Origin of the sequence: Actinophytocola sp. NPDC049390 (assembly GCF_044466355.1) — a bacterium.
Classification (GTDB): Bacteria; Actinomycetota; Actinomycetes; order Mycobacteriales; family Pseudonocardiaceae; genus Actinophytocola.
This window is the reverse complement of the sequence record NZ_JBITMQ010000001.1, coordinates 833,432-846,141: the sequence shown is the minus strand read 5'-3', so window position 1 is coordinate 846,141 and position 12,710 is coordinate 833,432. Positions and strand designations below refer to the sequence as shown.

Below are 12,710 nucleotides of genomic sequence, written 5' to 3'. Positions count from 1 at the left end.
CGATCTCAAGCGGGTACGAGCATCCCGTGCAACACGAGCTCGCGGACGATCGGCAGTGCGGCCTCCGTGTCGATCCCGTCGTAGACGACCTCCAGCAACGCCAGCAGATCCGACAGCGGCAGCGCACCACGACACCCGGCCAGCAACCGCGCGGTCGGCTCGTCGATCTCGTGCTGCCAGCCCGGCCCGTCCATCCGGTGCAGCCTGCGCACGACCGGCTCCCAGCCCTCGTCACCGGGCGACGACACCTCCTCCAGCACCACGGACGACGGCACCGTGAACCGCGTCGACGCCAGCTCGTCGCCGTGCGCGCGCAGCCACGCCACGTTGTCCAGCCACCGCGACGACTCCGGGCCCAGCGGGTCGTCGTAGGCGTGCCGCAGGTCCTCGCACACGATCTCCGGATCGGCGACGTCGGCGCGCCGCAGCGTCACATACCCGAACCCGACGCCCTCGACGTGGTTGTCGTCGAACCAGTCCAGCCACGCCGACGCCTTCTCCCGCCCCTCCGCCGAACGCGGGTCGATCCCGGCGTCCCGCAGCCAGGTGCCCACGTACAGCACCGGATCGGCCACATCCCGCTGCACGAACCACGCGTCCACGCCCGGCGGCAGCCACGACGTCACCCGCTCCGCCCAGTCCTCGCCCTCGCGGTGCAGCCACGACGCGAGCAGCTGCCCGACGCCGCCCTCCGCGAGCAACTCCGGCATGCGGCCGATCACCAGTGCGCTGGCCGAGTCGCCTGCGAGCCCCGAGTCGCGGTACGTGTAGTCGACACGCGCGGGTCCGACGACGAAGGGCGGGTTGCACACGATCTGGTCGAACCGCCTGCCCGCCACCGGCTCGAACCACGGCCCCGCCAGCAGTTCCACGTCCAGCTCGTTGAGCAGGAACGTGCCGCGGGCCAGCGCGAGCGCCCGGTCCGACAGGTCGGTCGCGGTGATCCGCGACGCGTGCGTGCTCGCGTGCAGTGCCTGCACCCCGCACCCCGTGCCCACGTCCAGCAGCGTGCCGACGGGCCTGCGCGCCGTGGCGCGGGCAAGGTTGACCGACGCGTGCCCGACCCCGAGCACGTGGTCCTCCGGCACGGCCCCGCCGCGCTGGTCCGCGTCGAGGTCGGCGACCACCCACCAGTTCTCCCCGTACGGCCGGATGTCCAGCCCGGCCCGCCCGTCCGCGGTGAGCACCTCGTTCGCGACCGCGTCGGCGAGGTCGACCGGCCCGAGCGCGGCCCGGACCGCCTGCTCCGGCTCGATGTCGCCGAGCAGGAACAGTCGGATGAGGGTGCCGAGGTCGCCCGCGTCCCGGCTCGCCCGCCGCGCGGGCTCCGGCTCGCCACGGCCGAGCGCGGCGTGCGCCTGCGACCCCAGGGCCGCGACGACCCCGTCCGCGGTGTAACCGGCCGTCAGGAACGCGTCACGCAACCGAGCACAGAGGTCGGCGGAAAGATCGGGAAGCACGAAACGACATGCTGTCACGCGACAAGCGGCCCCGCGACACGGTGCCCCGCACTAGACTGCGCAGGTGACCGACCCGGACGCCGAACTCCGTGCCTGGGCGCCGAAAACCGGCGAACCGACCGCCCCCGGACCACGGCTGCCCGGGTACAGCGCCTTCCGGCTCGTCGCCGAGGGCGGCGAGGGCACCGTCTACCGCGCGCGGCAGGACGGGCTCGACCGGTTCGTCGCCGTCAAGGTCATCAACGTCGAGGACCCGGCGCGGGTGGCGCGGTTCCGGCGCGAGCTGGAGATCACGGTGCGGCTCGGGCGCCAGCACCCGCACATCGTCACGGTGATCGACACCGGCACGACGCCGGACGGGCGGCCGTGCATCGTGATGGAGTACCACGACCTCGGCTCGCTACAGGACCGGCTGCGCGAGCACGGACCGCTGCCGGTGCCCGAAGTGGTCGCGGCCGGGATCGCCGTCGCCGACGCGCTCGCCTTCGCCCACGCGCAGGGGTTCCTGCACCGCGACGTGAAGCCGCAGAACATCCTCGTGCTGCCGACCTCCTACGTGCTCGCCGACTTCGGCATCGCCCGCATGGCCGACGGGGCGATCACGTCGTCGCTGCAACTGGTGAGCTACCGGCACGCGGCGCCGCAGATGATCGACGGCGCCGAGCCGTCCCCCGCCGACGACCTGTGGTCGCTCGGGTCGACGCTGTTCACGCTGCTCGACGGCGCGCCGCCGTTCGCGGCCGACGACGACACGATGCTGTCCTACCTCGCCCGCGTGCGGACGACCGACCCGCGGCCCCTGCGCCGAGCCGACGTCCCGCCCGAACTCACCACGATCCTGGCGCGGTGCCTGAGCAAGCGTCGTGAGGACCGCTTCCCGGACGCGGCGGCACTGCGCGCGGCGCTGTCGGCGATCCAGACCGGGACACCGGGCTGGACACCGCCGGTCGCGGAACTACCCGACTTCGGACCGCGTCCCGCGCCGCCGCTCCCGGAGATACCGCCGGACGACGAAGACCCGACCTCGCGCGACCTCACGGTGGCGGGCCCGGGCAGCGAACTCGCGGGACTGACCGTCCGGCTGCCCGATGCGCCGCGACCGCCCGCCGTCACGCCCCCACCGCCGGACGACGTAACCGCACCGCGGCGGCGGAGCAGGAAGGGCCTGGTCCTCGGAATCGCCGCGGTGGTCGTCGGTGTCGCGGTCGGCGTGCTCGTCACCGTCCTCAATGGACGCGACGAGCCGGTCGCGCAGCCACCGGCCACCACCACGACGACAACGACAGCCACGACGACGACCACCGCGCCGGTGACGGGCGGCGATCCGGCGTTCGCGCCCGTGCTGAGCCCGCTCGACGACCAGGGCGACCGCGTCACCCTCACCTGGACCGACCCGACGGACGGCAACGCCGAGTTCGTGGTCGTGGACGCGACCGCGGCACAGGGACAGGCACTCGTGCAGGTGCCCGCGGGCACCACGACCCACACGGTCGACGGGCTCGACCCGGCACAGGACGAGTACTGCTTCGTGGTCCTCGCCATCGGCCTCGACGACCCGGCCACCGACCGGGGCGCGTCGGAACGGCGCTGCACCGAGCGCTAACGGCGCCACAGCGGCCGGGGATCCACGGCCCAGAACACCCTGCGATACCACGGAACCCGCCGTCGCAGCTCGGCGCGCACCCGCCGCGCCAACGGCCACGCCGCCCGCCCGGACGGCTGGTCGGAAGGTGGCGCGAACGCGGCCCGGTCGGCCAGTGCCGCGACCCTCTCGGCGCCCGGCACGGCCAAGTCCGCCGCGATCTCCGGCGCGGGCCGGTGCCGCGCGGGTGTCCGCCCGGCCAGCGACAACGAGTCCAGCACGTACGCCCACGCCCCGGCCGCACCCGCCCACCGCAGCCGGAACCGCCGCCCGGCCCGCAGCAGCCCCAGGAACGCCACCACCAGCACCGGCGCCTCGGCCACGAGCACGAACCACGGCAGGCCAACGGGTTCCGGCGCCGCGGTGACGGCGCGATCCCCGTTCGGCGTGGGCAGCGGCGGCCCGGTCGTGTCCGGTGTCGACGGCGTCGGGGTGGGGGTCGCGAGGCGGTTGATCACCTCGCGCCGGGACGCGGCGCCGGGTCCGTCGTCCGTGCCGGACACGGGGTCGAACGGCACCCAGCCCCAGCCCGCGAAGTACACCTCCGGCCACGCCGTCGCGTCCCGCGCCCGCACCACGAACACCCCGTCCGGGCCCGGTGCCACCGGGCGGAAGCCGACCACGAGCCGTGTCGGCAACCCGACCGCACGCGCCAGCACCGCGTACGCCGAGGCGAACTGCTCGGCCGTCCCCGCACCCGCCCCGGCCGTGCCCGGCGCGCCGAACAGGAACGTCTCCAGCCGCGCGTACGACGACCCGACCGGGGCCTCCGCGTCCGGAGCCCGGCCCGCCCGCACGACCTCCTCGATCGCGACCGCCTTCTCGAACGGAGTGCGGGCGTCCGTGACGGCGCGGCGCGCGTACTCGGCGAGCGAGAACGGCAGGTTCGGCAGCGCGAGGTAGCGGCGCGCGGTCGCGGCGTCCGGCACCCCGGCCGCGAGGAGGTCACCGTCCTCCGGCGCGTCCACTGTGGACGTGACGGTGTACGTGAAGCCCTTGGCGGCCCCGGACGGCAGGACCATCGAACCGGAGTCCGGGTCGACGACCGCGTCGGCCGCGCTCGTCGCGACGGGCCTGCCGGTGGTGGGCAGCCAGGGCAGCGCCAGGTCGCCGACGGTCACCTCGACCTCGGACTCGGCGCGCCGGGCGCCGTCGGGCAGCAGCGGCGGGGCGACCGCGCCGAGCGGCCCGTACAGCGAGGACGCCCGCCAGGTGGCGCCCGTGTAGTCGGCGAGCACGACCAGGCGGGTCGGCGCCTCGGTGCCACGCACGCGGAACAGCTCCGTGTCGCCGTCCCCCGCCCAGGACGCGAGCCTCGGCAACGGGCTCGACACCGGCAGGTCGGTCACCGGTGCCGTGACGAGCGTCCTCGGCTCGAACGGGGCGCGTGCGGGCAGCAGCGTGGCCACCGCGGCGACGGCGGCCAGCCCGACCACGAGCGCGGCGGACAGCGCGGCGGGCCGGTCGACCACCACCCACCCGACCGCGATCACCGCGAGCAGCGCGACCGCGCCGAGCCCGTGCGGGTCGGCCTGACCCGCCGTGAGAAGCGCGGCGGCGAGGTACAGGAGGGCGCCGCCCGCCGCGGGCGCGACGAGTGCCTTGCCGGTGAGCGTCAGCGCGCTGACGAGCGCGACCGCGACGACTAGCAGCACACCGGACACGAGCAGGTCGGGCGTCGGCGGCGCGGGCCGGGGCGCGGTGAGCAGCCGGGGCACGGAGTCGAGCACGGCGTCGAGCGGCCCCGGCGCGGGTGCGACGTAGTAGGCGCCCACGACCGCCGCGGTCGGCACGGCGAGCACGGTGAGCCCGGCTGGCACCTTGACGGCTCGCGCGCCGAGCACGAGGGCGTACGTGACCACGACGGCGGCGGCGAACACGACGGCCGCGGTGCCGCCGGCCCAGCCCGCGGCGAGCTGCACGGCCCCGGTCACGAGCACCGCGGCCGACCACCCGGCGCGGGCGATCACCGCGCCACCACCGTGTCCCACAAGGAAAGCACGTCCTCGGCCCGAGGGCCGGTCAGCACGAGCACGGTGCCGACCGCGGCGAACGACGGCGCGTCGACGGACCGGTCGACCACCATGACCACCCCCACCGACGCCCGCCCTGCCTCGAGCAGCAGCGGCGCCTGTTCGGCCCCCGGCCCCGAGACCACCGCGACCACGTCGAGGTCCCGCACGGGCACCGACAACGCCCCGGCCCCGCCGGCGAGCCCGACGTCCGCGAGCGCGGCCAGCACGTGGTCGGTGTCGCCGTCCACCTCGACGTCCACCGCACCGGACGCGGCCAGCAGCCGTGCCGGGTGCCCGGCCCCGACCGCGGTGGTGAGCAACGACGCCGCCAGCTCCACCGCGTCCTCGAACCCGTCCGCGTCCGGATGGCTGGTCACGCGGTCGTCGAGCAGCACGGCCAGGTGCGGGCGTGCCGGGTCGGCGTCCTCGCGGATCATGAGCGTGCCGGTGCGTGCGCTCGTGGCCCAGTGCAGCCTGCGCAGGTCGTCACCGGGCACGTACTCGCGCAGGCCGACCAGGTCGGTGCCGCCGCGCTCCACGCGTTCGTCCGCGCCGACCTGGCCGCGCCGCACCCCGGACGGCAGCCCGCGCACCGGCAGCACCCTCGGCACGACCCGGACGTCGACGGCGTCGCCGAGCACGGCACGCGAGGCGGCGAGCCCGGCGAGCCCGTGCCTGCGCAGTTCGAGCGGCCCGACGCGCAGGACGCCGCGCCGCGCGGTCGGGATCGGGTACTCGACGGTCGTGCCCGCCCGCGCAGCCAGCAGCGGCACCGCGACCGGCACCGGTTCGCCGCCGACGGACTCGACGGCGTCGAGCCGCACCGGCGGCCGCCGCGCCGTGCTGGTCAGCTCGAGCGTCCCGGTGCACGTGCCGAGCCGGTGCACGGTGCGCGGCCGCACGGACCGGTACGCCCGCACCGGCGCGGGCACGACCACGCTCACGACCCCGGCCACCGCCAACCCCACGAGCGCGAGCCCGAGGCCCGCCACGCCGGGGTACCGCCACCACAGGCCGAGCCCGGTCAGCGCCACGCCGAGTACGAGCGCCCCGGTGCCGCGCCACGTCAGCCGGATCATGACGGCCGCGGCACCGGCACGCGCTCGACGACCGCCGCCAGCACGTCCTCGGTGGTCGTGCCCGCCAGCAGCGCCTCCCTGGTGAGCACCAGCCGGTGCGCCAGCACGGGCACAGCGAGCCGCTGGATGTCGCTCGGCACCACGAAGTGCCTGCCCTGGGCGGCCGCGAACACCTGCGCGCACCGCACCATCGCCCGCAGGCCGCGGGTGCTGGCGCCCAGGCGCAGCGCGGGTTCCGCCCGTGTGGCGGTGCCCAGTTCGCTGATGTAGCCGAGGATCGGCTCCGCCACGTGCAGGTCGGCGAGCAGCCTGCCGTAGCCCGCGACGGTCTGCGGGCTCGTCACGGTCGGCACCTGCGCCACGCGGCCCGCGCTGCTGCCGGGGCGCAGCACGTCCAGTTCGTGCGCGGGTTCCGGGTAGCCGATCGACGTGCGCACCATGAACCGGTCGAGCTGGGCCTCCGGCAGGCGGTACGTGCCGTCCAGGTCGATCGGGTTCTGCGTGGCACCACGAGGAACGGCTCCGGCACGGCGTGCGCGACACCGTCCACGGTGACCGTGCGTTCCTCCATCACCTCGAGCAGCGCCGACTGGGTCTTCGCGGCGGCGCGGTTGATCTCGTCGGCCAGCACCACGTTCGCGAACACGGGGCCCGGCCGGAAGCTGACCTGGCCGCTGCGCGGGTCGTACACGGAGGTGCCGGTGACGTCCGACGGCAGCAGGTCGGGCGTGAACTGCACGCGCCGCGACAGCCCGCCGAGCGCACCGGCGACCGCGCGGGCGAGCGTCGTCTTCCCGGTGCCCGGCACGTCCTCCAGGAGCACGTGCCCGCCCGCGAACAACGCGACCAGCACCAGGTCGACCACGTCCCGCTTGCCGCGCACCGCGGTCTCCACCGCGTCCGCCACCTGCGTGTGCAGCACCTTGAACTGGGCGATCTCGTGCTCGCCGACGCCCTGTCCGGTCACCACGGTCATCAGTCGTTCCTCCTGGCGTACAAGAAAACCGCGATGACCAGCAGGCCGAGGCCCGCGCCGGCCTGCCCGAACCGGATCGGCCGCTCGACGGGTGACAGCTCGACGATCTTGCCGGTGCCGAAGCAGAGGTACTTCCCGCACATGGGTTCCCTCGGCCCGGGCACCGACTTCGGCGCGGAGTCCACGGACCGGCCGTCGCTCGCGTGGGCGCGGACGACGAGCCGGTTGCCGCCCTGCTCGACGGCGATCTCGGCGCTGGTCGCCGAGCAGGCGATCGTCACCGCGTAGCCGTGGGTGGTGTTCACCAGCTCGCAGCGGCCGTTGTGGGTCGCCCAGTCGCTCGGCGGGTTCAGCGCCATGGTCCGGGTGTAGTCCTGCCGCCCGCCAGACAGGACGGTGCCGATGACCGACGCGCCCGCGGACGGCAACGACGGCGGCGGTGGGGGCGGCGGCGGGGGCGGTGTCGTCGTCGTGGTCGGTGGCTGCGTCGTGGTCGTGGGCGGCGCGGGCGGGTTCGTCGTCGTGGTCGGCACGGGTGGCCGGGTGGTCGTTGTCGTCGGCTGCTGCTGCGGCGGAGGCACGGTCCAGGCGGCCGTGCCCGTGGCGCCGCGCCCGGCCCGGTTGGTGGCCGTGACGGCGACGTCCAGGCTGCCGTTGTCGCAGAACGTGGTGCCCGCGCACGGGAACGTGAGCCGCACGGTCGTCTCGGTCGTCCGCGTCGACTGGCTGCCGCCCGTGAAGTCGCCGCTCGCGACGACCGTGTACGAGGTGACCGCGGAGCCGTTGTCGGCGGGCGTGCCCCAGCTGACGGTGGCGGTCAGCTCGGTGCCGGTGCGCTCGGCGAGCATCACCGTGACACCCGGTGGCGCGCCCGGCGCCCCGCCCGTGCCACCGCCGGGCCGCGACGGCCCGGTGGTGGTGCCGGGCCCGGGCGTGTCCGGTGGCCTGGGCTGGTCACCGCGCCCGCTGCCGGGCCGGGTCGGTTCCTCCGGTCGCGGGCTGGGCCGCGGCGGTGTCGGCACCTCCGGGATCGGCGGCCGGTCGGGGTTCACGACGGGCAGTTCCGGGCTGCGGATCGTGACCGGCTTCGTGGACCCGTCCGCGTCGACGATCACCCCGCGCTCGGCGCCGGGGCCGCTGATGAACAGGCGCCCGTCGTCGAACACCAGCTGCGGGTCGCCGCCGCCGGGGGTGGGGATGTCCTTCGCGCCGCGCTCGCCGCCCCGGTCCAGCACGATGACCTTCCCGGACCCGAGGCACGGCACGTACACGCGGTCGCGGAACACGACCGGCCTGCCCGGCCGTCCGCAGCCCAGTGCTGCCGCGTCGACCCGCACCACCCGCTCGCCGGAGACGAGCACGACCGCGCCGCGGTCGGGCACGGCCGCGGGCACGAGCCCGGACGGGCTGTTCTGGGCGGCGAGCACCTCGCCGGGCAGTCGTGGCGTCGCGCCGCTCACGTCCTGTCCCGTGCCGACCTGGACGACCACACCGTCGTCGAGCCCGAACAGCGTGACGCCCGTGCTGTGCGGGACGAGCACGGTCGCCGGGCCCGCGCCACGCACGGTCTCGTCGGACTTCTCGCGGAACGCCCGGTCGTCGTCGGACCACTCGAGCGCGTGCAGGTGCCCGTCGTGGTCGACGGCCCACACGACGCCCGCCTCGTCCACCACGACGTCCGCGAGCGGCTGCCCGGCCCGCCACGGCCCGCCGACGTCCGCGAGCGTCACCGGGTCGGCGTTGGTGATCGTGCCCGCCACCCGGTCGACCACGTAGACGCGTCCCTGCGAGACCAGCACCTTGCTGGCCGTGCCCGGCGGGACCTGCCGCCGCCCGCTCGCGAGCAGCGTCGCGAGGTCGATCACGGTGATCTGCCCGGTCCGCCGGTCGAGCACGACCAGCACGCCGTCCTTCTGCGTGATCTCCAGCCGCGCGTCGCCGCCGGCGACCCGCAGCCGAACCTCCGGCCGCCCCGAAGCCGGGTTCACCTGGACGACCTCGCCACGCGGGTCGTCCGGCAGCCACGTCAGCCCGTCGGACACGTCGACCGCCGTGCGCGCCACGCCGGTGCCGAGCACGGCACCGGCGATCAGCAGCACACCGAGCGAGGCGGCCCCGAAACTCGCCGAGTCACGCACGCGTCCCCGCGTGCCGAACAGTCGCCGGGCAATCCCCTGAAGCACGGCTGAATCCCCAAGTCTCCCCGACCTGCGCGCGCGATGCTACCGACTTGGTCCGTCAAGGACCATCGGAACCGATGTCACGGTTCCGGCAGTTGTTCGGAGCCCGCGCCCGCGGGGATTGGACGACTCAGGTGTTCTCACCCGAGGTGTAGGACCGGTGAACCTCGTCAGTCATCATGTACGACTGTGGAGTCCACCCGAGTGGACCGCTGGCTGTGGGCGGTCCGGCTGACCAAGACCCGCTCCGACGCGGCCGCCGCCTGCCGCGGTGGGCACGTGCGCGTCAACGACCGGCCGGCCAAGGCCGCTACCAGTGTGTCGGCGGGTGACGAGGTGCGGTTGCGGGCGCATGGGATCACCAAGGTCGTCGAGGTCACGCGGGTCATCCAGAAGCGGGTGGGGGCGCCGGAGGCGGCGATGTGCTTCATCGACCGGACGCCCAAGCCGCCGCCGGAGGCGCTGGTGCCGGTCGCACGGCGTGACCGGGGTGCTGGGCGGCCTACCAAGCGGGACCGTCGGGTGCTCGACAAGTTTCGTCAGGGCCAGTAGGGGTTTGCTTTCCCTCCGGGGCCTCGCCGGACGGGCAAGGCTCGGGGAGGGGCTCACGATTCGGGCGTGTTGTGGTTTGGCATGGATGGGCTGCCCTCTTCGTGGGCTCGCGCCCGGCTTTGCGGTGATGGCTGTGTGCTGAAGCGGCCCTTCGGTGCGTTCAACGCACTGAAGGACCCCTTCGGCGCCGCTCGGCGTTCCGAAGGGGTCCTTCGTTCCACGTCACTCCCTGCCCGGGGGTCAGGCCTTGGCGTTCTCCGACAGTGTCCATTCGGGGCGCACGTAGTGGCAGGTGTAGCCACCCGGGTGCTTGACCAGGTAGTCCTGGTGCTCCTCCTCGGCGTCCCAGAAGGTGTCGGCGGCCGTCACCTCGGTCACGACCTTGCCCGGCCACTTGCCGGAGGCGTCGACCTCCGCGATCGTCGACTCCGCGACGCGCTTCTGGTCGTCGTCGAGGTAGAAGATCGCCGACCGGTAGCTGTCGCCGATGTCGTTGCCCTGGCGGTTCTTGGTGGTCGGGTCGTGCACCTGGAAGAAGAACTCCAGCAGCGCCCGGTAGTTGGTCTTCTCCGGGTCGTAGACCACCTCGATGGCCTCGGCGTGCCCCCGGTGGTTGCGGTAGGTCGGGTTGAGGACCTCGCCACCGGTGTAGCCGACGCGGGTGGAGACCACCCCGGGCTCCTGGCGGAACAGGTCCTCCATACCCCAGAAGCACCCGCCGGCGAGAATGGCGCGTTCGGTCGTCATCGGTCACCTTCCCTTTCTCTGGCCCTACCCCTCTCAGCGCGGACGACCGGGGCGTCCTTACCCGGAGGTGGGTCACCTCACAGCCATTCTCGCCGCTGATGCAACCCGGCCGCACGCGGAGATCGGGCTCGCCCTCGCCGAGTGGAGCGATTCTGTCGGGGGTGTGCGCCAGAATGTGTGCGTGACAGTTCCAGACAGTCAGTTCCTGCGGATGGTGGACCGGCTCGCCGACGTCGAGCGGGCGGAGGCGCGTGACTACACCTCCTTCAGCGTGCGCGGCAAGCGGTTCGGCTACTACTGGCCGCGCACGAAGACGGTCGGGTTGAAGCAGACGCTGTCGGAACAGGAGGCGCTGGTCGCGGAACGGCCGGACGTGTTCGAGGTGCAGTTCACGGCCGGGGGGTTCGGCTGGGTGGTGGTGTACCTGCAGGGCATCGATGCGGACGAGCTGACCGAGCTGGTCTACGAGGCGTGGCGGCTGTCGGCGCCGGAGGAGCTGGTCGAGGCCCACCCGTTGCGGAAGGTGTCCCGTGGCAGGCGGTGACGCGGAGGTCCTCGACGTCGCGGGCCACGAGGTGCGGATCACCAGCCCGGGCAAGGTGTTCTTCCCGGAGCGGGGCGAGACGAAGCTGGATCTCGCCCGGTACTACCTGGCGGTGGCCGAGCCGCTGATGGCCGCCATGGGCGGGCGGCCGGTTCTGCTGCAGCGGTTCCCGAACGGGGCGACGGGTTCGTCGTTCTTCCAGAAACGGGTGTCGCCGACGAAGGCCGACCCGTGGCTGACGACCACGCGCGTGTCGACCCCCAACGGCACGGTCTCGGACGCCCTCGTCGCCGTCGACCTGGCCCACGTGCTGTGGGCGGTCAACATGGGCTGTCTCGGCTTCCACGTGTGGCCGAACACCGCCGCCGACCCCGGCCACGCGGACGAGCTGCGCATCGACCTCGACCCGAGCCCCGGCGTCACGTTCCCGATGATCCGCGAGGCCGCGGCGGAGACGAAGGCGCTGCTCGACTCGCTCGGCATCGCGAGCCACCCGAAGACCACCGGCAGCCGGGGCATCCACGTGTACGTCCGCCTCGAACCGCGCTGGGACGGCTACCAGGTGCGGGCGGCCGCGGTCGCGGCGGCGCGGGAGCTGGAACGCCGCCGTCCCGAGCTGGTGACGGCCGCGTGGTGGAAGGAAGAACGCGGCAGCCGGGTGTTCATCGACTTCAACCAGAACGCCCCGCACAAGACGGTGTTCGGCGCGTGGTCGGTGCGCGCCAACCCGCACGCGCAGGTGTCGGCCCCGTTCGGCTGGGACGAGCTGGCGACGATCGAGCCGCGCGAGCTGACGCTGGCGACCGTGCCCACGCGGGTCCGCGAACAGGGCGACCCGTGGGCGGCGATGGCACCGCAGTCGCTCGAACCGCTGCTCGCCCTGTCGGAACGCGACTTGGCGGCGGGTCTCATGGACGCGCCGTGGCCGCCGGTCTACCCGAAGATGCCGAACGAACCCCCGCGTGTCGCCCCGAGCCGGGCCCGCAAGGACACGCCATGACCGCGGCCGTGGCGTGGCTGGCGCTCGGTGTGTCGCTGTTGTCGCTGACCTGGCAGGTGGTGAGCTGGCAGCGCTCGGGCGCCAGGGCCCGGCCCGCGTGCGGCACCACCATCGAGCGGCTCGGCACCCGCCCCGAGCAGCACCTCCTCTACGTGTCGGTGACCAACCAGGGGCGCCTCGCGACCTCCGTGCAGGAACTCGGGTTCGCGCTGCCCGACAAGCAGCTCCCCGACGGCTGTGTGCACAGCAGTTACAACATCGACGTCGACAAGACGCTGCCCACCCGCCTCGAACCCGGCGGCCAGCTGAGGCTCACCTGCGAGTGGCAGGACATCGACCGCTGGCTCGACGGCGCAGGCTGCCCACCCGACGTGCCGTTGCGGCCGTACGCCCTCATCGGAGGCAGGATGACGTACGGCAAACCCCTGCGCACCGGCCGCGTACGCGCGGGCTTCGAGCACGCCCGCCACGCCAGGGAGGCGAGGCCGGGCGAGCAGGGGCGCATGATCGGCTGA

Annotated in this window: 11 protein-coding genes and 1 pseudogene; 5 read left to right on the top strand and 7 right to left on the bottom strand. The window is 74.1% G+C overall.

Annotated features, from left to right (window positions below):
• Window positions 1-5: 5 nt before the first annotated feature.
• Window positions 6-1,460, bottom strand: a complete 1,455-nt coding sequence (locus ACIBVP_RS03790) for a methyltransferase (protein WP_396104407.1) — start codon at window positions 1,458-1,460, stop codon at window positions 6-8.
• 64 nt (window positions 1,461-1,524) lie between these two features.
• Between ACIBVP_RS03790 and ACIBVP_RS03785 the strand changes: the two genes are divergently transcribed.
• Complete coding sequence (locus tag ACIBVP_RS03785; protein ID WP_396104406.1) at window positions 1,525-3,063, top strand: protein kinase; 1,539 nt, start codon at window positions 1,525-1,527, stop codon at window positions 3,061-3,063.
• Here ACIBVP_RS03785 and ACIBVP_RS03780 read toward each other — a convergent pair.
• From ACIBVP_RS03780 to ACIBVP_RS03760, 5 genes and pseudogenes are all read right to left on the bottom strand, one after another.
• A complete protein-coding gene (locus ACIBVP_RS03780; RefSeq protein WP_396104405.1) occupies window positions 3,060-5,072 on the bottom strand; it encodes a DUF3488 and transglutaminase-like domain-containing protein in 2,013 nt (670 codons plus the stop codon). The two genes, ACIBVP_RS03785 and ACIBVP_RS03780, sit on opposite strands and share 4 nt — an antisense overlap.
• Window positions 5,069-6,196, bottom strand: a complete 1,128-nt coding sequence (locus ACIBVP_RS03775) for a DUF58 domain-containing protein (protein ID WP_396104404.1) — start codon at window positions 6,194-6,196, stop codon at window positions 5,069-5,071. The genes ACIBVP_RS03780 and ACIBVP_RS03775 overlap by 4 nt, the downstream gene beginning before the upstream one ends.
• Entirely contained in the window at window positions 6,193-6,540 is a 348-nt protein-coding gene (locus ACIBVP_RS03770; RefSeq protein ID WP_396104930.1) for an AAA family ATPase, read from the bottom strand. The genes ACIBVP_RS03775 and ACIBVP_RS03770 overlap by 4 nt, the downstream gene beginning before the upstream one ends.
• Before the next feature lie 150 nt (window positions 6,541-6,690).
• Window positions 6,691-7,172, bottom strand: a pseudogene (locus ACIBVP_RS03765) (AAA family ATPase); the annotation flags it as partial.
• On the bottom strand, window positions 7,172-9,355 hold the full coding sequence (locus ACIBVP_RS03760; protein WP_396104403.1) for a hypothetical protein: 2,184 nt from the start codon (window positions 9,353-9,355) through the stop codon (window positions 7,172-7,174). The gene ACIBVP_RS03760 and the pseudogene ACIBVP_RS03765, both read right to left, overlap by 1 nt.
• Window positions 9,356-9,541: 186 nt before the next feature.
• Between ACIBVP_RS03760 and ACIBVP_RS03755 the strand changes: the two genes are divergently transcribed.
• Complete coding sequence (locus ACIBVP_RS03755) at window positions 9,542-9,904, top strand: RNA-binding S4 domain-containing protein (RefSeq protein ID WP_396104402.1); 363 nt, start codon at window positions 9,542-9,544, stop codon at window positions 9,902-9,904.
• A 240-nt stretch (window positions 9,905-10,144) separates the two neighbouring features.
• Here the strand turns inward: ACIBVP_RS03755 and msrA are convergent, their stop codons facing one another.
• Entirely contained in the window at window positions 10,145-10,651 is a 507-nt protein-coding gene (gene msrA, locus ACIBVP_RS03750) for a peptide-methionine (S)-S-oxide reductase MsrA (RefSeq protein ID WP_396104401.1), read from the bottom strand.
• 211 nt (window positions 10,652-10,862) lie between these two features.
• Between msrA and ACIBVP_RS03745 the strand changes: the two genes are divergently transcribed.
• From ACIBVP_RS03745 to ACIBVP_RS03735, 3 genes are read left to right on the top strand one after another with little or no spacing between them, the layout of a single operon-like run.
• On the top strand, window positions 10,863-11,195 hold the full coding sequence (locus ACIBVP_RS03745) for an MmcQ/YjbR family DNA-binding protein (RefSeq protein ID WP_396104929.1): 333 nt from the start codon (window positions 10,863-10,865) through the stop codon (window positions 11,193-11,195).
• Entirely contained in the window at window positions 11,182-12,195 is a 1,014-nt protein-coding gene (ligD, locus tag ACIBVP_RS03740; protein WP_396104400.1) for a non-homologous end-joining DNA ligase, read from the top strand. Before ACIBVP_RS03745 ends, ligD begins: the two co-directional genes overlap by 14 nt.
• Entirely contained in the window at window positions 12,192-12,710 is a 519-nt protein-coding gene (locus ACIBVP_RS03735) for a hypothetical protein (RefSeq protein WP_396104399.1), read from the top strand. Before ligD ends, ACIBVP_RS03735 begins: the two co-directional genes overlap by 4 nt.

Bases quoted from the DNA above. Each gene is read 5' to 3' on its own strand.
- ACIBVP_RS03775 (WP_396104404.1), bottom strand. From the start codon at position 6,196: ATGATCCGGCTGACGTGGCGCGGCACCGGGGCGCTCGTACTCGGCGTG.
- msrA (WP_396104401.1), bottom strand. From the start codon at position 10,651: ATGACGACCGAACGCGCCATTCTCGCCGGCGGGTGCTTCTGGGGTATG.
- ACIBVP_RS03745 (WP_396104929.1), top strand. From the start codon at position 10,863: ATGGTGGACCGGCTCGCCGACGTCGAGCGGGCGGAGGCGCGTGACTAC.
- ACIBVP_RS03735 (WP_396104399.1), top strand. From the start codon at position 12,192: ATGACCGCGGCCGTGGCGTGGCTGGCGCTCGGTGTGTCGCTGTTGTCG.